At 36.7% G+C, this 24,371-nt stretch carries 22 protein-coding genes and 1 tRNA gene; 1 reads left to right on the forward strand and 22 read right to left on the reverse strand.

Annotated features, from left to right (window positions below; genetic code table 11):
- Positions 1-476: 476 nt before the first annotated feature.
- The 17 genes from lysS to GH741_RS20210 all read right to left on the reverse strand — a co-directional run bounded on the left by lysS (position 477) and on the right by GH741_RS20210 (position 19,155).
- Positions 477-1,958, reverse strand: a complete 1,482-nt coding sequence (gene lysS, locus GH741_RS20130) for a lysine--tRNA ligase (RefSeq protein ID WP_153738555.1) — start codon at positions 1,956-1,958, stop codon at positions 477-479.
- 286 nt (positions 1,959-2,244) lie between these two features.
- Positions 2,245-2,445, reverse strand: a complete 201-nt coding sequence (locus GH741_RS20135; RefSeq protein ID WP_153738556.1) for a helix-turn-helix domain-containing protein — start codon at positions 2,443-2,445, stop codon at positions 2,245-2,247.
- Positions 2,415-2,927, reverse strand: a complete 513-nt coding sequence (gene folK, locus GH741_RS20140; protein ID WP_153738557.1) for a 2-amino-4-hydroxy-6-hydroxymethyldihydropteridine diphosphokinase — start codon at positions 2,925-2,927, stop codon at positions 2,415-2,417. Before folK ends, GH741_RS20135 begins: the two co-directional genes overlap by 31 nt.
- The gene (gene folB, locus GH741_RS20145; RefSeq protein WP_153738558.1) at positions 2,924-3,289 is read right to left on the reverse strand and encodes a dihydroneopterin aldolase; all 366 of its coding nucleotides are present in this window, start codon (positions 3,287-3,289) and stop codon (positions 2,924-2,926) included. Before folB ends, folK begins: the two co-directional genes overlap by 4 nt.
- Entirely contained in the window at positions 3,282-4,118 is an 837-nt protein-coding gene (folP, locus tag GH741_RS20150) for a dihydropteroate synthase (protein WP_153738559.1), read from the reverse strand. Before folP ends, folB begins: the two co-directional genes overlap by 8 nt.
- 936 nt (positions 4,119-5,054) lie before the next feature.
- Complete coding sequence (gene cysK, locus GH741_RS20155; protein WP_153738560.1) at positions 5,055-5,984, reverse strand: cysteine synthase A; 930 nt, start codon at positions 5,982-5,984, stop codon at positions 5,055-5,057.
- Positions 5,985-6,085: 101 nt separating this feature from the next.
- Positions 6,086-6,991, reverse strand: a complete 906-nt coding sequence (locus GH741_RS20160; protein ID WP_153738561.1) for a peptidylprolyl isomerase — start codon at positions 6,989-6,991, stop codon at positions 6,086-6,088.
- A gap of 16 nt (positions 6,992-7,007) precedes the next feature.
- On the reverse strand, positions 7,008-7,880 hold the full coding sequence (hslO, locus tag GH741_RS20165) for an Hsp33 family molecular chaperone HslO (protein WP_153738562.1): 873 nt from the start codon (positions 7,878-7,880) through the stop codon (positions 7,008-7,010).
- Positions 7,881-7,895: 15 nt separating this feature from the next.
- A complete protein-coding gene (locus GH741_RS20170) occupies positions 7,896-8,678 on the reverse strand; it encodes a type III pantothenate kinase (protein ID WP_153738563.1) in 783 nt (260 codons plus the stop codon).
- Positions 8,679-8,910: 232 nt separating this feature from the next.
- The gene (gene ftsH, locus GH741_RS20175) at positions 8,911-10,899 is read right to left on the reverse strand and encodes an ATP-dependent zinc metalloprotease FtsH (RefSeq protein ID WP_153738564.1); all 1,989 of its coding nucleotides are present in this window, start codon (positions 10,897-10,899) and stop codon (positions 8,911-8,913) included.
- 132 nt (positions 10,900-11,031) lie between these two features.
- The gene (gene hpt / locus GH741_RS20180) at positions 11,032-11,577 is read right to left on the reverse strand and encodes a hypoxanthine phosphoribosyltransferase (RefSeq protein WP_153738565.1); all 546 of its coding nucleotides are present in this window, start codon (positions 11,575-11,577) and stop codon (positions 11,032-11,034) included.
- 10 nt (positions 11,578-11,587) lie between these two features.
- Positions 11,588-12,976, reverse strand: a complete 1,389-nt coding sequence (gene tilS, locus GH741_RS20185) for a tRNA lysidine(34) synthetase TilS (RefSeq protein ID WP_153738566.1) — start codon at positions 12,974-12,976, stop codon at positions 11,588-11,590.
- A 233-nt stretch (positions 12,977-13,209) separates the two neighbouring features.
- Complete coding sequence (locus GH741_RS20190; protein ID WP_153738567.1) at positions 13,210-14,193, reverse strand: protein kinase domain-containing protein; 984 nt, start codon at positions 14,191-14,193, stop codon at positions 13,210-13,212.
- The gene (locus GH741_RS20195; RefSeq protein ID WP_153738568.1) at positions 14,162-14,902 is read right to left on the reverse strand and encodes a vWA domain-containing protein; all 741 of its coding nucleotides are present in this window, start codon (positions 14,900-14,902) and stop codon (positions 14,162-14,164) included. Before GH741_RS20195 ends, GH741_RS20190 begins: the two co-directional genes overlap by 32 nt.
- A gap of 142 nt (positions 14,903-15,044) precedes the next feature.
- Positions 15,045-17,498, reverse strand: coding sequence for a stage II sporulation protein E (spoIIE, locus tag GH741_RS20200; protein ID WP_153738569.1), 2,454 nt, complete (start codon positions 17,496-17,498; stop codon positions 15,045-15,047).
- A gap of 432 nt (positions 17,499-17,930) precedes the next feature.
- On the reverse strand, positions 17,931-18,545 hold the full coding sequence (locus GH741_RS20205; RefSeq protein ID WP_153738570.1) for an NUDIX hydrolase: 615 nt from the start codon (positions 18,543-18,545) through the stop codon (positions 17,931-17,933).
- Between the two features lie 43 nt (positions 18,546-18,588).
- A complete protein-coding gene (locus GH741_RS20210) occupies positions 18,589-19,155 on the reverse strand; it encodes a histidine phosphatase family protein (RefSeq protein WP_153738571.1) in 567 nt (188 codons plus the stop codon).
- Between the two features lie 218 nt (positions 19,156-19,373).
- Between GH741_RS20210 and GH741_RS20215 the strand changes: the two genes are divergently transcribed.
- Positions 19,374-19,447 (forward strand) — tRNA-Met (locus tag GH741_RS20215).
- A gap of 61 nt (positions 19,448-19,508) precedes the next feature.
- Here GH741_RS20215 and GH741_RS20220 read toward each other — a convergent pair.
- From GH741_RS20220 to GH741_RS20240, 5 genes are all read right to left on the reverse strand, one after another.
- Positions 19,509-20,318, reverse strand: coding sequence for an energy-coupling factor transporter transmembrane component T family protein (locus GH741_RS20220; protein WP_153738572.1), 810 nt, complete (start codon positions 20,316-20,318; stop codon positions 19,509-19,511).
- Positions 20,315-21,178, reverse strand: coding sequence for an energy-coupling factor transporter ATPase (locus tag GH741_RS20225; protein ID WP_338079586.1), 864 nt, complete (start codon positions 21,176-21,178; stop codon positions 20,315-20,317). Before GH741_RS20225 ends, GH741_RS20220 begins: the two co-directional genes overlap by 4 nt.
- Complete coding sequence (locus GH741_RS20230; protein ID WP_153738573.1) at positions 21,148-21,975, reverse strand: energy-coupling factor transporter ATPase; 828 nt, start codon at positions 21,973-21,975, stop codon at positions 21,148-21,150. The genes GH741_RS20225 and GH741_RS20230 overlap by 31 nt, the downstream gene beginning before the upstream one ends.
- A 95-nt stretch (positions 21,976-22,070) precedes the next feature.
- Positions 22,071-23,015, reverse strand: a complete 945-nt coding sequence (gene menA, locus GH741_RS20235; RefSeq protein WP_153738574.1) for a 1,4-dihydroxy-2-naphthoate polyprenyltransferase — start codon at positions 23,013-23,015, stop codon at positions 22,071-22,073.
- Between the two features lie 26 nt (positions 23,016-23,041).
- The gene (locus GH741_RS20240) at positions 23,042-24,082 is read right to left on the reverse strand and encodes an FAD:protein FMN transferase (protein ID WP_153738575.1); all 1,041 of its coding nucleotides are present in this window, start codon (positions 24,080-24,082) and stop codon (positions 23,042-23,044) included.
- Between the last annotated feature and the right edge of the window lie 289 nt (positions 24,083-24,371).

Raw genomic sequence — 24,371 nt, forward strand, 5'->3', positions numbered from 1 at the left:
AGGCACGCCGCCAGCGTTCGTCCTGAGCCAAGATCAAACTCTCCATAAAGTTTATGAGCTTGATTGCTCGTTCAAAAAACTAGCTTAATTTCTTACTTCACATACTGGTTGTTTCGTTCAGTTTTCAAGGATCAATACTTGCGGTCGTTTTTGCGACAGCTTATATATTATATCAAGTTAATTTGATAAAGTCAACAACTTTTTATAATATTTTTCTTGTTGTTTTGCGCCTTTCAAAATGGCGACTTAATTAATATACCATGTTGTCTAACCTAAGTCAACAACTTTCTAATTGATAATTAAGTTGGTTGGTTGTTGGTTGTTTAGGCAACGACTAATAATTTAACATGATTATCTCCATAAATCAATAATTAAATTCATTGAAATATATGGTAATTAATTTGACCAATTACTTTCATCAGTCATTACATAACTCAAATAGATGGCCCTCGGCTTAAGGCCAAGGGCCAGTCATATTATTTATTGCGCATTTGTGGGAACAAAAGAACATCTCGAATTGATGGTGCATTAGTCAATAGCATGACAAGTCGATCTATCCCTATACCTAATCCCCCAGTAGGTGGCATACCGTATTCTAGCGCTTCAAGGAAATCTTCATCCATCTCATGAGCTTCATCATTACCTTGTTCTTTCTCTTTTACTTGCGCTTCAAAACGTTCGCGTTGATCAATTGGATCATTTAATTCAGAGAATGCATTCGCATACTCACGACCAACAATAAATAATTCAAAACGATCTGTGAACCTTTCATCATCTTTATTCTTCTTGGCTAATGGGGATATTTCCAATGGATGACCATAGACAAATGTCGGTTGAATTAATTTGTCTTCTACTTTCTGTTCAAAAAATTCATTAACTATATGACCGAATGTCATTGTATCTTTAATATGGACTTCATTCTCTTTTGCTAATGCTTTCGCTTCATCATCGGTCATTTCTCTCCAAAAATCTACACCAGTATATTCCTTAATCGCATCTACCATATGAAGTCTTGCCCATTTAGGTTCTAGATTCACTTGGTATTCTCCATAAGGTACAGTCGTGGAACCAATTACTTCTCTCGCAATGTGAGCTACCATGTTCTCAACTAGGGACATAATATCGTGAAAGTCCACATATGCCTCATAAAGCTCTAACATTGTAAATTCAGGATTGTGTCGTGTGGAAACTCCTTCATTTCTGAAAACGCGCCCTATTTCATATACCTTTTCCATTCCACCAACAATTAACCTTTTTAAATGTAGCTCGATCGCTATTCTCATATAGAGAGGAATATCTAAAGCGTTATGGTGTGTAGTGAATGGTCTTGCGGATGCACCACCGGCAATTCCGTGCATCATTGGTGTTTCTACCTCTAGAAATCCACTTTGATCTAAGTAGCGACGCATTGCTTGTATAATTTTACTTCTAGTTAAAAACGTTTCCTTACTGTGTGGGTTTGTTATTAAATCCAAATAACGTTGTCGGTAGCGTTGTTCTACATCCTTCAAACCATGAAACTTTTCTGGTAATGGACGTAGGGATTTGGTTAACATTTGGAACTTAGTTGCTTTTACCGATAGCTCCCCAACATTTGTTTTAAAGACTGTACCGGTCACACCAACAATATCACCCATATCTGCGGTGTTAAATATCTCATAAGCTTCTTCTCCAACTTTATCCTTCCTTATATATAGTTGGATTTGGCCACTTAGATCCTGAATATGAGCGAAGCCAGCCTTCCCTTTGCCTCGTTTTGTCATGATCCGCCCAGCTATAGTCGCTTCTATAGCTTTTTCTTCTAAATCTTCTTTAGAAAACTGGTCGTACTCTTGCTTTAACTGTTCAGCCAAATGTGTACGAACATACTTATCACCAAAAGGGTCCAACCCTTGGTCTTTGTATGATTGTAATTTTTCTCTACGAACACGCATGAGATCATTTAATTCTTCTGTCATAGTTTTCACTCCATTTATTAAATTTTCGTATGTACAAATTGTATTTTCAACTCATTTTAAAATATTAAAAAGCTGCCAGTTAGGTACTGGCAGCAACACACTTATAGTTTAGTATAGGAAACGAGTTACAAAGTGTCAACGTTTTGCCTTAGAATAATACTCCATCTTTTGATCTACACAGCTATAAAGAATATCTTCTATTAAATTACGATATAGTTATTATAATATCATCGATAGTACAATTGCTATTTTTCACAAAATGACAAAGGTAAACCTATTGTCGATATTATAGGGTTAATTCATCAATAGAAATATTTAAAACATCTGTAATTTTTTCTAATAGCTCATCAGATGGCATCCGATTGCCTCTTTCAACCTCACCAATAATTGAAACCGAAACACCTAACTTGTTCGCAAATTTAACTTGAGTATATCCTTTTAGCTTACGATAAGCCTTTATTCTTCTTCCTTGTCCGACGGCACCCATAAGATTACTCCCTTTTTGTCTTCTTCTTTTGTTTCATCTAGAATGACTGAAACAGTTTTATTTACGGTTGGAATGATCATCATTGGGTCAATATCCTTTAAAGGAATGAGTACGAAAGATCGCTCATGCATTCTAGGATGTGGAACAATTAGCTGTTCCGTTTTAATATTTTCGTTATTATAGAGCAAAATGTCAAGGTCAATTGTTCGGGGACCCCATCTCAATTCCCTTTTTCTCCCCAGTTTTTCTTCAATTTGTTGGCAATAACTTAGCAATTCCAATGGTTCCAAACTTGTGCTAACCTCTACAACTAAATTTAAAAACTTTTCTTGTTCTTTCAAACCCATTGGTTCTGTCTCGTAAATGTTTGATTTAAAGGTTAATTTAATCTCAAGATGTTCATCCAAAGCGTTAATAGCTTGTGATAAGAATGTATCCCTTGGTGCTATATTGGATCCTAACGCTACATATGCTTTATTCATTTACTGTTCTCCCTGTATATTTCTACTGCTACAGATTTATAATGGCCAGCTATTGGTGGATCTGGCTTATATACCTTTACCGTACAAGCAAATAACTTTTCAAATGCTGACAATAGTTGCGTAGCTATTTCATCCGCCACTGCTTCAATAAGATTTTTCGGCTGACCTTCTACTATTTCTTTCGTCAATTGAAACACTGTTCCATAATTAATTGAATCTACCATATCATCTGTTTTACCAGCCTTTTGCAAGCTGAGCTCTAGGACTAAATCAACATAGAAACGTTGGCCCAATTTATTCTCTTCAGGAAACAGACCATGATAACCATAGAATTCTAATTTATTTAGGTATATTTTATCCATTTATTTTTCCACCTTTACCCATCATCGCATCCATCATCTTGGTCATCCGCACAGTTAAGTTCACGTTATGAACTCTCACGATATTAATACCCTTTGTAATGCCATAACAAACCGTAGCACCTGTTCCCTCATCTCTTTCCTCAACAGGTAAATCTAACACCTTTCCAATCAATGATTTCCTGGATGTACCTAGTAAAATTGGGTATCCAAGCTCGGCAAATTGATGTAGATTTCTGAGGACGACCAAATTGTCCTCAACCGTTTTGGCAAATCCTATTCCAGGATCCAAAATAATTTTTTCTTGTTTTACACCGGCATCTAAAGCTATTTTAATACTTTCTTTAAGGTCTTCTTTCATATCATCAATAATAGAATTGTAATTCTTATTATCTCGGTTATGCATTAGAATAATTGGTACATCATGCCTTGCAGCTACTTCGGCAATTTCAGGGTCTTTTTTAGCACCCCAAACATCATTAATAATGGAGGCACCCGCTTCAATTGCTTGTCTAGCTGTCTCAGCCTTATATGTATCGATAGAAACGGGAACATTAACGGCCTTACTTACTGCTTTTATAATAGGTAGAACACGATTTAGCTCCTCGTCTAGTGAGACAGGGGTATGATTAGGCCTAGTCGATTCCCCGCCTATGTCAATAATATCAGCTCCTTGCTGCATCATAGTTACCGCCTGCTTAACCGCATCATCAAGCTGATCATATCTCCCACCATCAGAAAATGAATCAGGGGTGACATTTAAGATACCCATCACTAGTGTTTTCTCGTTTAAATTATAACTTTTAACTTTAGTCGATAGCCATTTACTCATGTGTATGGTCCGTCCTTTAATAGATTTACTTTCCATTCTACATGATAATATTAAATACTTCATTATGGAAGTTTGTTATCGGCTGTTTTCTATAAACTCTTCGCTTTAGTCACAATCTACGACGCAACTTTTTGTTAAATTTTTTCACTTTTCCTTAATCGGCTGCTATGTTGATTTGCGCTCCGGGCAGTCGCTTTCCGCGGGCAACGCTTCAACTTCCTCGGAAGAATACCACTTGCTTGAAAAAGGAAAGCACTTTTTCTGCGTGCGGTGTTTATTCAGGAAGTAAATTCAAGTCCTGCGGGATTTTCAGCCGTCGCTTTTCCCGCTGGAGTCGACTGCCCCGCGCTTCAATCAACCATAATATAAGAATAAACAGCTGTTGTGTAATTGAAGTTATTAAACATAACATTATACTACGTGAAGATAATCAAAGACTCCTCAAAAATACAATCTTTTGTGCGAGAGAGTAGTTATATTTCATGTAATAAACGTCTCATCGTTTTGTATCTCACTTGAACAGAAAGCTACTTTAGCTTCGGAAAAATGCGACACTCCTCGAAAATATAAAGCAATTTTCTTCGTGTGTTGCAAATTCACGGATGTCATTTCTGGTCCTATGGGAAAGGAACAGTCTGAAGACCCCGCAACGAGCGGTTTTTCTCGTGAGGAGGCTGAAGCGTTCCCCATGGAAAGGGAGTGTTTTTCCGAAGCGATGGATGATCACTCAACCTATACAGGATGGGGGTGAGTCACGACAAAGTTACGTCGCATTTTTCATCAAATGCGGAGGTTAAATAGTAATAAATTATACGAAGAGAGTCATTTAATTGGTTTATAAAGTTTAAACTTCTTGCATACCTCTAACACACTAATAATTCATATAGAATTAGAACTCATTAATAAAACCCCTGCATTTCTGCAAGGGTTTTAAAATTATTCTTGTTCTTCAAATTGATATAGAGGTGTAGAAAGGTATCTCTCACCGTTACTTGGAATTACAGCTAAAACTTTTTTACCTTTTCCTAGTTGCTTGGCTACCTTCTTAGCGGCAAATATAGCAGCACCTGACGAAACGCCACCCAACAAACCATCTTTTCGAGCAGCTTCTCTTGCTGTAGCATATGCCTCATCATTACTAACAGTAATTACTTCATCATAAACTTCAGTGTTTAGCACTTTAGGGATAAACCCAGCACCAATCCCTTGAATTTTATGAGGACCAGGCTTTCCGCCTGATAGGATTGCAGATGCTTCTGGTTCAACAGCATAGATTTTTATATCTTTATACTTATCTTTTAGGACTTTCCCTGCACCAGTTATAGTTCCACCTGTACCAATCCCAGACACGAACGCATCTAGTTGATCACCCATTTGTTCGATAATCTCTTTTGCAGTTGTCCGGGCATGAACTTCTGGATTAGCCTCATTGTTAAATTGTTGAGGCATGAAGTATCCGTGTTCTGCTTGTAGTTCTTCCGCCTTTTTAATAGCACCTTTCATCCCATCAGCACCAGGAGTCAGTACCAAGTCAGCGCCATAGGCACGAAGGAGGTTTCGTCTTTCCATGCTCATTGTATCCGGCATAACCAGTACCGCCTTATATCCCTTTACTGCAGCAACAAGGGCAATACCAATACCTGTATTTCCACTAGTTGGTTCAATGATTGTATCGCCTTCTTTAAGACTACCATCCTTTTCAGCAGCTTCCACCATTGCTAGTGCTATACGATCTTTTACAGAGCTTCCAGGGTTCATGAATTCTAGTTTCAAATAAATTTCAGCACCGTCACTATCTGCTGTACGATTCAACTTTACTATTGGGGTATTCCCAATTAAATCCGCTATTGATTGAGCTATTTTCATTTTACCACTCCTAATTCCTAGTAATATTGTTGGTTTTAACTTTAGATTACGCTAAAAGCCATTAAAAAGTCAACCAATTAGTCGGAATTATTTTACAATTTTTACTCATAAACCCAGTCAACGTCCAGTTCATTCCAAAGTGGATCTGCAGATATGGTAGTTTTAATCTCCTCAAGCGCTATTTCTCTTCTGATATGATTCTTAAGTTCATCATATGAAAATGAAATAGATGGCAATAGTTGATGTAAATAGATAATTGCTACTCCATTACCCGTTAGAAAGGGATCGCTGTAGGTATGCTCCGACATATCCATTGCTTTATCATAATAATCTGCAGATAGGAAGGAACTTGAGCTAGTAAAATAACCTAGATATCCTCCATCGTTTCTTGAATCCTCATCAACAGAGTATTCCTTTGCTAATGAATTAAAGGATGCCCCATCTTCAAGCTCAGTTACAATTCTTTCCGCTGTCTGTCTGTCATCAACAAGAATATGGGACAATTGGATGGATTCAATAAACTCATATTGATCTTTGTAATTGTTATAATATTCTTCTATTTGATTATCCCCAACGGAGATACCCCTTGTGAGCAGTTCTTCTAAAAATAATCTATAACGGACGTCTTCTTCCCATGTTTCTCTATTTTTTTCTATTTGTTCTTTTGTTAGAATCCCGCCCATTGTTAAAAGTAGCGAAAGTTCTCGTTCGATTAATTTGTCGTTAAGTTCCAAATCGTGTTCTTCAGCTAAATTGAGAACTAGTTCCCTATCTACCATATCTTTTAATACCTGTTTACCATATCTTTCTTCTAATTTATTTGTCCACTTATCATAAGAAATATCCTCACCTGCTACAGATGCAACAGGTTCCTTCTTATTTAGATTAACGCTAAAACTCCCATCTGAATCACTATCATCGCTTCTATCAAAAGTCCAAACTGCTATTGTTGTCAGATTTGTAACCAACAGAAGAACAATAAGCCCCCATAACAACCTCCGTGTCATTCCATTTTCCCTCTCCTTATTCGGATTTCAATTCATTCAGTTCTTCTGCATCAAATTGATACTGCTCATTGCAAAAATGACAGGTTGCCTCTGCACCATTATCTTCTTCTATCATTTGTGTAATTTCATCATCACCTAAACTTTTTATGGCTTGTTCAATTCTTTCTCTAGAACAGTGACAAGAAAAACTCACAGGTAACTTCTCAAGTATTTTGAGATTCTCTTCTCCCAATAATTGTTTTAAAATATCTTCCGGTGAATGGCCTGTTTGAATTAGGTTTGAAATGGAAGGCATTTCATTAATGCTCTTTTCAATTAAGTCAATTGTATCATCATCTGCCCCCGGCATAACTTGAATGATAAAACCACCCGCAGCAAGTATGGAATGATCCGGATTGACTAACACACCAGCGCCAACAGCGGATGGGACTTGCTCCGAATTTGCGAAATAGTAAGTGAAATCCTCACTTACTTCACCCGAAACAATAGGAACTTGCCCTGTAAAATAATCCTTTAACCCTAAGTCTTTAACAACACTCAGAGTTCCTTCTGTACCAACAGCCCTAGCAACATCTAATTTTCCTTTTTCGTTCAGGTCAAGATTAACATGGGGGTTTGTAACATATCCTCTTACTTCACCAATCGAATTCCCATCGACGACTATCGGTCCAATTGGTCCGTTCCCCTCTATCTTAATTGTTAGCTTATCTTTCCCTTTTAACATCGCACCCATCATTGATGTAATGGTTACAGCTCTACCAAGAGCTGCCGAAGCAGTTGCCCACGTATCTTGTCTTCTTCTTGTCTCCTCTACAGTATCTGTAGATTGGACAGCATATGCCCTGACTTTACCATCAAATGCTATTGCTTTAATTAAATAATCACTCATGATGTATCAAACTCCTTAGTTTAAAGGTTTATTTTCATTATATTTGTAGATTAAGTAGAGTCCTTTTAAAGTTAGATTAGAATCGACAGTATCTATCATTTTAGATTCACCTGCAATTAATGGTGCTAACCCACCGGTCGCAATCACTTTTGTTTGTTTAATTGATTGATCTTGAATTCTTCTGACCACTTCATCAACTTGCCCTATATAACCAAAATATACTCCTGATTGCATTGCTTCAACTGTAGATGAACCAATCACGTTCCCAGGGTTTTTAATTTCAATCTTCGGTAACTTAGCTGCCTTAGAGTAAAGGGCCTCCAATGAAATATTAATCCCTGGCGCTATTACTCCTCCCACATATTCTTCCTTTTCATTTATATAGCAAAAGGTAGTGGCTGTACCAAAATCGATTATAATTAATGGCGCTCCATACTCTTGAATAGCTCCTACAGCATTGACAATTCGATCAGCACCAATCTCTTTTGGGTTCGGATACTTCATTTTTAGTAACGAATCAACCGAGGTATTCCCAATAACCATTGGCTTTCTCTTGAAGTAATTTTTGGACATCCGTTCCAACGAAAACATTATTGGCGGAACAACTGACGATATAATAACTCCTTCAATATCTGAAAAAGACAAGCCTTCATGCTCTAGCAATGACTTAATTAGCATGGCGAACTCATCTTCCGTTTTATGGCGATCCGTTTTTATACGCCATTGATAGTTTAAATGATCATTGTCAAACACACCCAATACCGTGTTTGTATTACCTACATCCAATACAAAAATCATTATCTTTTCCACCATTTCTTTATGAATTATTTCTGCCCATCATATCATAACCTTACTTTTCTCCATACACTTATTGTCTATCCTCTTCCCATCGGAATGATTTACTACAAAAGCAGGATAGCAATAGTCAACTCAATTATAAATTTAAGTTAATAAAATTACATCTCTTATGCTTTTAGCTGAAAATAAAAAAACAGCCCTTTATCAACAAAAGGCTGTTTTTTATTATACTTTATTTTTTATTATCGTTGTTATCTTCGTTATTACTTTCTTTATCTTCGTCAGTAGTGTTCTCTTCCTCTGACTTAGATTTAATATTTACCTTAACATCTTTATTATCAGTAGAGGCTTCTTTTGACTGAGACGAGTCATCTTCACCTTTTTTTTCAAATACAACTGGGTCTGGTAACTTCCCATCCTCAAATAATCCCTTAATTTGTCTCGCATCAAGTGTCTCAACTTCAAGAAGAGATTGTGCTACAAGTTCTAACTTATCTTTATTATCAGTTAAAATTTGTTTTGCACGATTATAACATTGGTTAACAAAGTTCTGCATTTCTTGGTCAATTTCATATGCAATTGCATCACTATAATTCGACTCATTCTGCATATCTCTACCCAAGAACACCTGTCCACCAGAGCTACCAAATTGCAACGGGCCAATTTTTTCACTCATACCATATTCTGTAACCATTTTTCTAACAATACTGGTAGCTCGTTGGAAATCATTGTGTGCCCCTGTACTTGCCTCACCAAATATTATTTCCTCCGCAACACGACCCCCAAGTAAACCTGTAACCTTATCAAGCAGTTCTGGTTTTGTCATGAAATAACGATCTTCTTTAGGAAGCATTACAGCATATCCACCAGCTTGACCCCTAGGTATAATTGTTACCTTGTGTACCATATCAGCATCATCTAGTACCATTCCTATAATCGTGTGTCCACTTTCGTGGTAAGCAACAATATTTTTTTCTTTTTTCGAAATTACCTTACTCTTCTTCGCTGGTCCTGCAATAACACGATCAATTGCTTCATCTACATCTTCCATCTCAATTACCGTCTTATCTGTTCTTGCAGCAACTAGCGCAGCTTCATTTAGTAAATTCTCCAAGTCCGCTCCAGAGAACCCTGGAGTTCGCGAAGCAATTACTTTAAGCTCCACATCGTCTGCTAATGGTTTATCTCTTGCGTGTACTTTAAGTACATCTTCACGTCCTTTTAAATCAGGACGATCTACAGTAATCTGTCGGTCGAAACGTCCTGGACGTAACAATGCTGGGTCAAGGATATCTGGACGGTTAGTCGCAGCAATTATAATTATTCCTTCATTCTCACCAAAACCATCCATCTCGACTAGTAATTGGTTTAGGGTCTGCTCACGCTCGTCATGTCCACCACCAACACCAGCTCCACGTTGTCTACCAACAGCATCAATTTCATCAATAAAGATAATACATGGTGCATTCTTTTTCGCGTTTTCAAATAGATCACGTACACGAGAAGCACCAACACCAACAAACATCTCTACGAAGTCAGAACCACTAATAGAGAAAAATGGTGTACCTGCTTCACCAGCCACAGCACGAGCAAGTAATGTCTTACCTGTACCTGGAGGACCTACTAAAAGTACACCCTTAGGAATTTTTGCACCAATAGCAGTGAATTTTCGAGGATCCTTTAAGAAGTCTACTACTTCTACAAGCTCTTGCTTCTCCTCATCTGCACCGGCAACATCCTTAAATCGTACTTTCTTCTTTTCTTCACTGTACATCTTAGCCTTACTTTTACCAAAGTTCATTACTTTACTTCCGCCACCTTGGGCTTGGTTAAGTAGGAAAAAGAATAAGATGAATATGATAACAAACGGTATCATGGTCGTTAAGAACGTTACCCATCCGCTTTGTTGTTCATGTTCTGCAACAGTCAAAATATCTTGATCTCTTGCTGTTTCCGCAATACCTGCAATTATCTCAGGATTATCTGGTACATTCGTCACAAAAGTAGTACCGTCACTCTGCAGCGTTCCAGATATGCGATAAACCTGGTTGGACGGTTGCATGGTCAATTCTTCAATATCACCATTATTAAGAGCCTGATAAAATTCATTTACATCAAACTGTTGTTCTTGATTGTTTTGTCCGTTAAATACTCCAACTACTCCTATTACTACTAGGAATATTAGAAAATAAAAAATTACATTTCTAAATACACGATTCATTGCGTACCTCCTCCCAAGCGAGAAAACTATAGTAAATAGTATCACATAAAAAAGACCAAATACAACTAATTACAATTACTTTTTATGATATGTCATTTTCCCAACACTAATACCTTTAAGTTGTATTCGATATTATTCTTCTCCTCCATATATTTTAGGCTTTAGGACACCTACATATGGAAGGTTGCGATACTTTTCTTGATAATCTAATCCATATCCAACAACAAATTCATTTGGAACTTTAAACCCTACAACATCTGCCTTAATATCAACTGTTCTTCCCTCTGGTTTGTCCAACAATGTCACAATTTTAATTGAATTAGCCTTTCTATACTTAAACAAATCGACTAAATAGTTCAGAGTTAGACCACTATCAATGATATCCTCAATAATTAGTAAATCTCTTCCTTCAACCTTTGTGTTTAAGTCTTTGACAATTTTAACTTCACCAGATGACCGCATTTCTCCACCGTAACTAGAAACGTCCATGAAGTCCATTTCCAAATGGGTCTCCGTATAGCGAAGGACGTCAGACATAAAAGGCATTGCCCCTTTTAGAACACCTATTGCTAATGGAAACTTACCATTATATTCTGCAGTAAGCTGCGCACCAATTTCTTTACATTTGTTTTTGATTTCTTGTTCAGAAATCAATATCTTTTCTATGTCATTATGCATCCTGATCCTCCTAGATGTTACCCTTCTCATAGTGTATTCGAAGAAATTTTTTTGAATGGTTAATTCTATCTATATTACCTTTCTTAAGACCAACTAACCAAATCACCTTTCCATCTTGGTCAATTAACAATGGCCAATGATCCCTAAGGTGAAGGGGGATTTTTTGATCAATGAAGATATCTTTTACTTTTTTGCTACCATTTAATCCTCTTACCTTTATTTTGTCTCCTGATTTTCTCGTTCTAATGGTTAGTGGTAATTTAATATCATTCACATCACAAACTAACTCATTCTTCGAGTACTCACCTGGATCATTTGATAGAGAAGCTGTAATGGTCGAACCATTTGGTAATGTTACTACCCCTGGGACTGGCAAGGAATGAACAAAAGGAATGGCTGGGGGCTCATGAAAGTAAAATTCAACATTTTGATAGGTTTTTCGTAATTTTAAACCCATCGGAAAATCAACCGTTACATTTGGTTTCTTACTATGTATAAGATCAAGAAATTGATTCTCATGAACATAATACAGCCCATTTGGAACTGTACGGTATAGATAGTTTAATATTAGATGAAAGGAGCGCCTTTGTAAAGCAAATGGATATTGCAAAAAGCTACTCAATTTAAATGTAGCTCTACCTACATCTTTAGAAAAGGTAATTTCTTTTTCTACTAGTTTTGTTGTTTCTCCAGCTAGGAATTCCTCATCATGACTAATTGTCTCGCTAAGCCTCTGCAAACTTTTATGCAAATTAGGATTTTGATCCTCAAGTAAAGGAAGGATCTTATGCCTAAAATAATTTCGAGTGTAGATATCTTCATTATTTGACGGGTCTCTTCTAGGGTATATTTCATGATCACTACAGTAGGACTCAATATCTTCTTTTGTAATAGGTAAAAATGGTCGAACTATGAATCCATTCCCAAACTCCCGCTTTATTGGTATCCCTTTCAAAAGAGAAGGGTTTGCGTTTCGGACAAATCTCATTAGCATTGTTTCTGCTTGATCATCTCCGTGGTGCCCTAGTACCAAATAGTCTGCGTTAAAATTTTTCATTTGTTCTTCAAAAAACAAATACCTAAGCTCTCGTGCAGCAACCTGAGTCCCTTTCCTTTCATTTAGCTTATACGATTGAACATCCAAAGTGGTTTCAATTAATTCTATTCCCCATGATTTGCAACTATTTTTAACATAATTGACGTCTTGTTGCGATTGTTCCCCTCGTAAACCATGATCAATTGTTATAGCAATAATACGGAATCCCCAGTCGCCTTTTAATGTGTTTAAATAATGAAGTAGTGCCATCGAGTCAGGTCCTCCCGATACACCTACCAATACTGTTGCACCATGATGAAACAACTGGTGCTTTTGGATGAAATTACTGACGTCCTTATTCATGTCACCCTCGCCCTTTTAGAAACGAAATTTTAAGTATAACAACTTCTTTACTTATGATTCCCTTAGGATTAACTCTTCATTGCAGTTTAAAACACCCTTATCCTATCATTGTTTATGTTAAAACTGCAAAAAGAAGTAGAAATATTTATTATTCTGCTAACACCTATGGCGAAAGCATACCATTGACAATACTAATTTTGCCAATCTCATGAACTATCCTTGATTTTTTTTCTTTATATAAGGATAAGGTAAAAAACATAAAATAAAATCACAACTGCACAGATACCAAGGCTCTCAAACACGGGATGAACAATCTCTTTTTTCTTGTTCTGTGATTGATGATCTTTTCTTTTTATCTGCGGATTCTTTATTTTACTAGTATTACTTTGGTGGCTACGAACTTGATCATTCTGTTTCATCATCATTGCTGAGAGATCGTCTCTCATTTGTTCGCTTGAATTGTACTGACCTAATAACGCATTTCTAATACATTGATGATATTTTTTTAGTTGTGGTGTAGCTTGTAATTTTGTCATCAATGTTTTTTTAGGCACTTTCCCTCTAGTAAATTGAATAGGATGATAATAGTGGATCATCACCATTGCTAGTGCAAATAAATCATAAGAAGGTTCGGCTCGTCTTGAGCCCATACCCCAATATCCTCGATCAAAGAATTCAGTGTACTCTTTAATAGAACGACCAATTTGAGTTGTGCCGCCGACATCTATCCACTTCAACCTTGCTGGTGGATAGGTAACAATAAGATTGTCCGTCTTAAGATCTCCAAACACCCATCCTTCCCGATGAAGTCTTCCGAGGTCTTCCAACAACTGTATTACTAAAATACCAAGCCATTCTTCCCCATGTTGTTTAATAAACGTTGACACTTCTTTCCCTTTTAAATACTCCATTATATAAAAGGAATATCTATTACCTAAACTATCAATCCAATCATCTACATCTAACAAAGAAGGTCCAAGGGGTTTTCCTTGGACCTTCTGGAAGGTTTTAAGTACATTTACTTCCATTGTAACAGAGGAGCCTTTATCACTTATTTTCAATGCTGCTTTTTTTCCGTTGGATTCACATAAATAAACAGAGCCAATAGCGCCACGCCCAAGTTGTTTTATTATATAGTAGCGATTGTGATGCCACTTACCATCAACAATACTTCCCGGCTTAAGACTAATTCCCTGTTTCTTCGATGTTTGGTTCATCTTCTCTCATAAAGCTCCTTCGTAAGCTTTTTTTCCCAAATTGATACATTGCTTCTTTTAATGCTGGTCCTGTCGGTGTAACACCCCCACTTGATAATTTGGGAAATATAGAAGAAAGAGAATCTAGCTTAGGTGCCCAGTCTGATACTTTATTAATATCTTTTCTTTTACCAGGAAAAGAAAAGATGGCAAAACGATTACGTCCAATTCTTGCGTTCATACTAACAGATAAATCAACCAATGCTTCCTGAACCGTCGGAAGCTTGTTATGCATACTTGCACTTGTATCAACCAACACAAGCACTTCTAAATCACATGTTTCACCCAAATCTTCAACAACTTCCATAACTTCTCCTCGTTGCTCAGGTGGAAGTTCTTCAAGACTTTGATTAGGACCTAATATTTGCATTAACTCCTGGTTAACAACACCTTGTAACGTCTGTGTCATGGCTTGCTTTGTGACAGTTTGAACCGTTTGTGACAATGCTTTCTGGTAAACTATCTGACTAACCCCTTCGCCTGACATAGCTATCTCTTCAACCTCTTGTAATCCTGCAGAGTCCTCCCTTTGATTATCCTCTAGTACACCTATTACATTTACAATAATACCTTGTTGGGCTGCTAAAGCTGCGACAGCTGATGGGTCTTCACCTTTATTTGAACAGCCATCTGTAATTAATAGAATCTGTTTCAATGTTCCCTTTTTCATCAGGTATGTTCCTCCTCCTGTTTATCCGTCCGTGATCGCACTATATTCAAATAAGAATCTACTAGAACGCTCACACTTAACATCATAAGCATGACCAGTCACAGAGAAATTTATACCTGTTTTAATAAGGTTATAGATATCTTTAATTAGCTTCCTTATGATAACTTGGAATAGCAGCCCATTTAGGATTGTTTTTTTCTATTTTTGCTACAAGAACTGTCATATCGTCCTCGATTTGTCCTGATCGTGTTCTTACAACCTCCTCCAAAATTAAGTCGGCCATATCTTGTGGATCTGTAGTCTCTATTTCTTTTATTTTTCTCTTCAACCATAGATCTACATTCTCAATATTCTTTGGACCTTCAAATATTCCATCACTCATCATGATTAACATATCGCCTGCTTTCAGTTGATCACTTACTACATCTACATCAAAATCTTGAATAATCCCAATCGGTAAATTGCTAGCTTCTACAATATGAATTCGATTGCCTCTCTTTATAAAGCTTGGAGTTGAACCAATTTTAAGGAATCTCACTGCCGCATTGTGTAAATCTATCATGGCTAAATCTAATGTCGAAAATATTTCGTCACTAGTTCTTAGCGAAAGAATAGAATTAATAGACTTGATTGCTACCTGCTCCTGAATACCAGATTGTAAAATTTGTTGTAAGAGACTTAATGTCTCTGTACTCTCTTCATGTGCACGTTTCCCATTACCCATCCCATCACTAATAGCCATTGCGTATTTTCCAGCACCAAGTTCAATAGTAGAATAACTATCACCTGATACTAGCCCCCCACCCTTAGCAGCATGTGATACTCCCGTTTCAATCACATACTTTTTGGCTGATCCAAACGAAAAGTAGCAGTAACCGTTAGGGAGTGGGGAAATCTCCTCTTCTTTTACTATGACAGTCTCTTTTAAGATATCAGATAACATGGGAGCTATCAGCTTTGGCCCTTCACCATGGTAATTGTAAAAAGAAAGGTTCATTTCTATATCGATGTTTCCTTTCTCTAAGTTATATATGTCGAGCTTTTCAAGTTCAATACCCATATGTTTTAATCCAGCGACTATTTCTATTTCTTGTTGTTCATGATTTTCCCTCTCCTTCAATATCTCTTTTGCAAAATCCCCCATCACTTCGGATACACCCAATAATTGATCTGCTACAAACCTTCTGCTTTCTGTAACCTGCTTCTTCAATTTTTGATTTGCTTCAAAGAAAGAAAGCTCTTGCTTCATCGTGTCGATAACCTTATTTGACTTTACACAATGATTCTCAAAATTTCGTTTCAATACTTTATTTGGATAGTTTCCGTTGCCAGATTCCAAATCACCCTTTAAATCGGACATAAGCTCGTAGGTTTTATCGAAATTCTGCGCCCAGCACCAATCCTTTTTAAAGCAAGACTGGCAGGTTTTCTCTGTGACATTACTTAAAAAATAATCTATTTCTTGGTCACTATCATCATCTAATTGAGTCTTCTGCTCGAGGGTAAAGCTTTTAGAAAGCGCTTGAAACACATTTGAGAATTGCTCCACTCGACTAGCGGTAACATCCCTAACTTTTTGTAAATATTGCTCTTGCTCTTTGGAATGTTCTATTGTCCCAGGAATGTACCTAGATAACTTCTTGATCCAGCTCTCTGGTGTGCAGAAGAATAAGATTATAGCAATTGACGATTCGACTAAGGAAGGGAGTAACTCCCCAATACCTCGTCCATAAATACCAATCAACAAAGTTCCTACAATTAGTCCTAGACTAACTCCAATTTTTTTACCATCCTTAAGCAGCCCCCCCAACAGACCTGAAAAAGCTAGTAAGCTCATCTGATAGAGGCTTGCGACATTAGCTAGACTAAGTATTAATCCAGCTACAACCCCAACCGTTGATCCAATTGCGGCCCCGCCAACATAGGAAAGCCACAGAACAAGATACCTAGTTGAAATTTGTTCAAATGATGCTCCTTGTATTTCCCAACCAATTGTTCCGGTCAAAACAGATGCAAGTAATATAATCATACATACGATCTCTTCATTTTTAAGTGTAGGTTTAAATCTTTTTGGTGATAATAATGGAATGCTTTGCATAAATATAAGTACAAGTACAGCACTTAGCACTCCTTCAACTGCCGCTAGCATCCATTCATAAGCGGTTACTTGTTCATACAAAAAATAATGTAGCACCCTTGGAAACAGACTAGAAAAAAATACAACAATAGGAATAATCCTTTGTTGATGATTCATATGCTTAAATAATGATGCTACAATTATAAAAACTACCATCGCTATGGCAACAAATATGCCATGTTCCCACTGGTAGGTCAGTGCTCCTGCTACTGTTGCAATCATAACTTTAAATGCTTTGTCCTTTCGCATAAACCATACAGAAGCGAGAAAGGAAAGGGCAAAAGGCGATAATGTGGAAAGTACAATAGCTCGTCCAAGTAAAAAGCCAACAATAAATAGTAGCCAGCCTTTCTCAAGGAAGAACAGCTTCGCCTTCTCCCCCCACCTTCGCTTCCAAGTATCCACATTTTTTTTGATCACAATTGACTTGGATCCTTGAGTCGTTGCTGAACCCATCATTCTACATCACTCCTTCTGTTGAATATTAAATCATACAGAATCTCATTTTTTTGTCAAAACAGCAGAAGTGATATACAAAAATGTTCGACTAGTTTCTAGGATAGTAAACGCTTTTCAACATAAAAAAGGATCTTAGTTTAGGTTATATTTAGACCAATGGATGGCTTTTTTTCATATTTATAGTCCCTAAACCAATCGCAACAACATATAAAGCGCTTTCTTTCCATTACATAAAATAAAGTGATTTTTGACGAATCTTACTGTCTAATATTAATCAACATTCGGAAATTATTTTATTTAAATTTTGAAAACCGAGTACTATAGATCAAAATAATAGGTGTAACCATTTTTTAAACGATGGCTTTGAAAACTAAAGAAACAACCAACCACGTGAAATTTCATGTGGTTGGTTGTTTCTCCTGAGAAGGGTTATTATCTAATTAATCTTTCTGCTTCTTTGAATACTTTCAAGTAATAATCCAATTGATGAGGGACAAACTCTTCTTTTTTCACTTGAATGTCTATAGACGCTCTTTTTCCATCTAATTGTTTAAATCCCTCTGCATGCACATAATCAAGATTTCCTAAAAATAAGTTAATAATTTCCGTTAATTCTATTTTTACCAATCCCGAAAGCTCTTCTTCCTGTATTATAAAGTCGTTTAGTTTAAAGTTAGTCACATGCAAAAAGACATTGCAAAACTCGTAATCTAAGAAGTTATCTCCAGCCAACTTCTCACGAATAACTCCAATGTGTTTTAAATCATTATAGGGAACTACTATTCCTAATTCTTCTTCTATTTCTCGGCTACTATTTACGATTGACTCACCTGCCAGAATATGGCCTGCAGCTGAGATATCTAATAGACTAGGAAATAAATCTTTATCTCTTTGTCTAATTTGGAATAACAGATAGTTCTTTTCTTTTTCTTTAGTCATTATCCAGCAGTGAAAGGTGTGATGCCACAATCCTTGTTGATGAACTTCACTGCGAAGAGCTGTCCCAATGTGCATTCCGTTTTCATCATAGATATCTAAAAATTCCAACCAACTTCCCCCTAGGCTCCTAGTAATTTTTTTCGCTCACTTATTACATGGTTAAGTGATCAATTTGGTTATAATTATGAATTTTCCATTGATCATCTACATGCTGGATGTTACTTATACAGGCATTCATCAATTTGGTTCTGCCGGAACCAATTTGTCCATTAGATATTGTAGACAGTAACGTTCCAATAACCGCCCCATGAGCAACTAGTAGTACCTTTTTCCCCGGATACGATCTGTTTATTGTGTCAATGCCACTCATAACACGTTCGACTAAGTCTTGTTTTGACTCCTGACCAGGATAGTCACCTTCAGGGAATTGGATAGTTCTTTCTTCCAAAGTTAGACCTTCAGCTATTCCAAATGATCTTTCCTTAAATTCTTCCATTTCGATAATCTGTAAGTTCAAATCTTTATTTATAATTTCCGCTGTTTCCTTTGCTCTTTTTAATGGACTGGAAATAATAAAATCCCAGTCTTGACTATTTACATATTCTCTACATTCTTCAGCTTGTCGCCTTCCTACATCATTAAGAGGTACATCAGTCATTCCTTGAATTTTACCTAAATAGTTCCAATCTGTCTGTCCATGGCGTACTAGACATATCATTAGTCATCTTCCCTTCTAATAATTAATGTGAGCAGATAATTATTCTTTCATTCATTATAAAACATAATACCCTGTCATGGTTGAAAGACCCTTCTCGAAGCACTTTCAACCTATGCCTCTGATTGATAGACATATTCTACTATCATTTGACACCTTATGAATGCTATTGTATCATAGCATTTGTGACTCTTTACCCGTAATAGATTACTAGTTATCTTGGCGGTGTAGCTCAGCTGGCTAGAGCGTACGGTTCATACCCGTGAGGTCGGGGGTTCGATTCCCTCCGCCGCTATTTCACGAAACAGTAAAAAAACGATTTCTCATTAGAGAAATCGTTTTTTTATGGTACTAATTTAATAACCTGTTGTTTCCGTTCTTAGCCAAATCATGGAAATTGTTAGCAGAAGCATGATTAATAAGGATGCAGTATCCCGAATCCCCCAACTAAGCTGTCGAAATGTTGACCTCTTTTCACCCGATTGATAGCCTCTCACCTCCATAACATTTGCCATATCCTCAGCACGGTTTAATGAGCTTGCAAATAGAGGAAGAAAAATTGGTACCAACGTTTTCATTTGTTGTAAAAGTGAACCCGCCCCAAATTCAGTTCCCCTAGCTCGTTGGGCATCCATGACCTTTTGCGTTTCATCCAATAAGTTTGGAACAAAACGTAATGAAATCGATAGCATCAAGGATAATTCATCAACTGGAACCTTCAGCTTCCTTAACGGACGTAGTAAAGCATTTATTCCGTCCGTTAGATCAATCGGTTTTGTTGTCAACGTTACTGCTGTTGAAATCAAAATAATCATCACAAAACGGCAAAAGATATAGGCACCATTAAGTAAACCAAATTCAGAAATTGTTATAGGACCCCACTCTAGGTAGATAACTCCTCCTCCAGTAAACAAAACCTGCAAAAAAACTGTAAATAAGATAAGCCATAACAAAGGTCGAACCCCGCGTAAGTAAACACTAAAGCTTACATTGGATGAATACAAAACAAAAATAGTGAATACCCACAACAATAGATAAGTCTGCCAATTATTTGCTAAGAAAATTACTAAAATAAAATATGCAGCTGCAAGTAGTTTAGATCTTGGGTCTAGATGATGCATCCATGATTCACCTGGAAAGTAGCGCCCCAAAATTAATTTATTCATACTAGACCCACCTCTATCAATGCCTCAGTTAATTCTTCAGTGGTTAAACAAACTTGACCAAATTTAATTCCCATTTCTTGTTCGATTTTTAATTGAAAACGCCTTGCATCAGGAACATCCACATGCCAGTTAATCAATTGCTGTTCATTAGAAAAAACGCTTCGTTTGTCGTCATGCATAACGATTCTTCCATTTTCCATAACAATTACATTTTCAGCATATGTTGCAACATCATCCATATCATGAGTTACCAATAACGTTGTCAAACCCCGTTCATGATGCCACGATGAAATTAAATTTAATATTTCTTTTTTTCCAACTGGATCGAGTCCCGCCCCTGGTTCATCTAAGACGAGCACTTTAGGATTCATAGCTAAAATTCCAGCAATAGCAACACGTCGTTTTTGACCACCTGATAAGGAGAACGGAGATTTTGAAAGAATAGTAGGGTCTAGGCCTACCTGTTGCACCACTTCTTTAGCTATTTCTTTTGCTTGTGATAAGGGAACTCCAAAGTTTAATGGCCCAAAACAAATATCCTGTTCCACCGTTTCCCCAAACAATTGCGATTCTGGGAACTGAAAAACCATCCCCACTTGTTTCCTCACGGTTTTTAATGCTCGCTTGTTATTACTTGATTTAATTATAGTATTGCCTACCTCCACGTAACCCTCACTCGGAATTAACAACCCATTCATTGCTTTCAACAAGCTCGATTTACCTGAACCGGTATGGCCAATAATAGCTGTAAATGACCCCGGTTTTACTTCTAGATTTATAGATTTCAACACTCTTGGACTGCGAATTGGACCTAGTTGATAATCTGCCGTTACACCATCAAACAAGATTTGCATAGCCATTTCACCATCTCTTCTTCTGTCGTGTACGCTTTGGGAACTTCCTTTCCCTTGTTCTCTAATTCCCGCTTTAGCCGTTCAACAAATGGAGGTTCTAATTGTTGCTCTTCTATAAAAATTTGTGCAGGTGGTCCGCTTTTCAGTACTCTTCCAGATTTCATCATCATTATCCTGTCTGACACAGCAGCCTCGTTCATATCATGAGTAATCGAAATAATAGTTAAAGACTCTTTGTGTTTTAACTGATTTAGTGTTGAAAGTAATTCACGCCGGCTTTTGGGATCTAACATTACCAATGATTCATCTAATACAATAATAGAAGGCTTTAAAGCGAGAATTCCAGCGATTGCAACCCTTTGTTTCTGGCCACCAGATAAACGAGATGGATCATGTTCGCAAAAGGCTGACATTTCTACCATCCGAAGAGCCTCGTTGACTCTTGGCACCATTTCTTCATACGACATATTTACATTCTCCAAACCAAAAGCTACATCATCCTGAACTGTCGTACCAATGAATTGATTATCAGGGTTCTGGAAAACTAGCCCAATATGTCGTCTAACTTCCCATTTGGAATCATCAGTAAGTTCCGTTCCAGCTATACAAATTCGCCCCTTCTGCGGCTCTAACAATCCCACTAATAATTTTGCCAGAGTTGATTTACCAGACCCATTATCACCGATTATGGCCAACCATTCCCCCTTATTAACAGTAAATGAAACAGCCGATAACGTCTCTTCTTCTAGTCTTTTATCATATTTAAAAGTCAGTTCTTCTACCTCTAATATAGGTTTACCCATCTCCTTCACCCCCTCTTTTTTTCCATTCATTTAGGAAATACAAGCTCTTTTGGCCTAGTTACCTCTAGGTAATTTAAATTAGATATTTATCATTTTTAAAATGAAATAAGAAATGATACGGTCAACATGATTGCTATTGATCCGTTAACAAGCACTAAATTTTTAACAGCTACTTGGAATGTTTCCGACTTCAGTTGTTTTCTATTAAACTGACAAACATGCTTATAAACTGGAATACTAACAATTAGAGATAGTAAAACAACTACTGGTAGTAAACCTAGTGTCGCAGCAATAATTATTGCTAAAAATGAGCCCACATATAATGCATTAAACAACCATATAGAATAACGTTTTCCTAAATAATAAGGTAAAGTATATCGCTTGTTTGCAATGTCATCATCCAAATCACAAATATTATTTGCTAACATCAGGTTAGCAATGGTAAAGACACAGGGTAATGAAATCAATACAATCTCAAGTATTAAAATAACATCTACAAAGAAGCTTACATATCGACCTTCCCAAAGTAATTGAGCAATTCCTTGATCAAATGCATTTACATAGACTGTTAAGAAAATAATCCCGAAACCCATCGTTGCTCCTGAAAAGACTTCTCCTAGTGGCATCCGGGATAGTGGGATAGGCCCAAAAGTATAAAAAATACCAATTGCAAAACAGATCATACCGATAAAAAGCACTAACAGATCTGTTCGAAATACTAACCATACCCCAAGTCCAGTTGCTATTACCAACATTGTAATGATAGTAGCGACAACCAAGCGTTCAGGAATGTCTTGTTGACCAATGATATTTCTTTCGATTCGGTAATTTTGATTCAAAGCTTTGCGATAGTCCATATAATTGTTAATTGCTGTCGTTGTTAAATCAAAGATCAACATCGATCCAAAGAAGATCAGTGTATTTAAAGGTTCAAACATGTCAAAACGATAAATAACGAACAACGTTCCAATTAAGAATGGAAAAACGCTTGCGATTTTGGTTTGAATCTCTACTAACTTAAAAAATGTGTATAACGACATTTGACCCACCTCCAGCAACCTTTAGACTAGTTACCTAGCACAAACTCTTCACTCGTCAACTCAAAAACTTCTTTTAATCCCGAGGTTATATATATTTTTTTATCGGTACTTACAAAAACAGCTTCTACTCCGTCAAATGATTCTATATAATCCATTCCACCCTCTAATCCCTTAGAAAATACTGAGGTGGACAAAGCATCACCATCAATTGATTCAGTACTAATAATCGTTACTCCTGCAATATCATTCATAAATGGATAGCCGTCTTTTGGGTTTAACAGGTGATGATACTTTGTTCCATCAACTTCTAAATAACGCTCATAGATACCCGATGTTACGATTGATTTATTGGCTTCCGGTATTTTTCCTACTGTTTCTCCCCTTGGTGCAAACGGATTCTGAATACCAACAGTCCATGCATTGCCTGATGGATTATTTCCAAGTACATAGATGTTTCCACCCAAGTCGATAATAGCTGTTGTTACATTATGGTCCTTCAAGACTGCTACAACTTCATCGGCAATAAAGCCTTTGGCAATTGCACCTAAATCTAATTTCATACCTTTTTCCCTTAAAAAAACAGTGCTTTCTTCTGAATTTAGTTCAACATCTTTATAATTTATTAAAGATAGGATTGCATCTATTTCTTGCTGATTGGGTTTTCGAGCATCATCATATCCAATATGCCAAAGTTTTGTTAATGGACCAATCGATATATCGAAAGAGCCACCGGACATCTCACTATAGGTTTTCCCAGCTTCTATTAATCTATATATATCATTTGATACGATAACTGGTTCGACTCCAGCATTTTTATTAATCTTTTCAATATCTGATTCGGTTTCGTTTGTTGTTATTTGGTTTGATAAAGATTGTATTTTTTTAAATACAGGCTCTAGAACATCCTCTTTTCCTTCATCGTAGATCTTCACTGTTACAATAGTTCCCATTAAAAATTCCGTTTTCTTGTAAGGATTATTCGTTAGCTCTGTTGTGGTAGTCTGACTACAGCCAATAACTAGTATAAGTATAATCAGCCAAGCTACTAAAATATATTTTCTATTCATTTCACTCAAAACCTTTCTAATGAGGATAGTAGTTTCTCATTCATTTAAAATAATATCTTCGTGGCTACACGACAACTTGTGAATAATTTCACATTTACACCGTAATCTTATCACTGGCTAAACCATCTGTCTATATGGATTAAAGCCTCTATAGATGTCAAAAACAAGATAAAGGTTCACTAAATCCTACTGTTATTAGGTTTAAAGCTATTAATTATTATGTGAATACATTTCGAACATTTAAGTTTAAGATGTTTTGTTACTAATTCGTGAACAATTGAACATCTTT

Source organism: Aquibacillus halophilus (assembly GCF_009649745.1).
Taxonomy (GTDB): domain Bacteria; phylum Bacillota; class Bacilli; order Bacillales; family Amphibacillaceae; genus Aquibacillus; species Aquibacillus halophilus.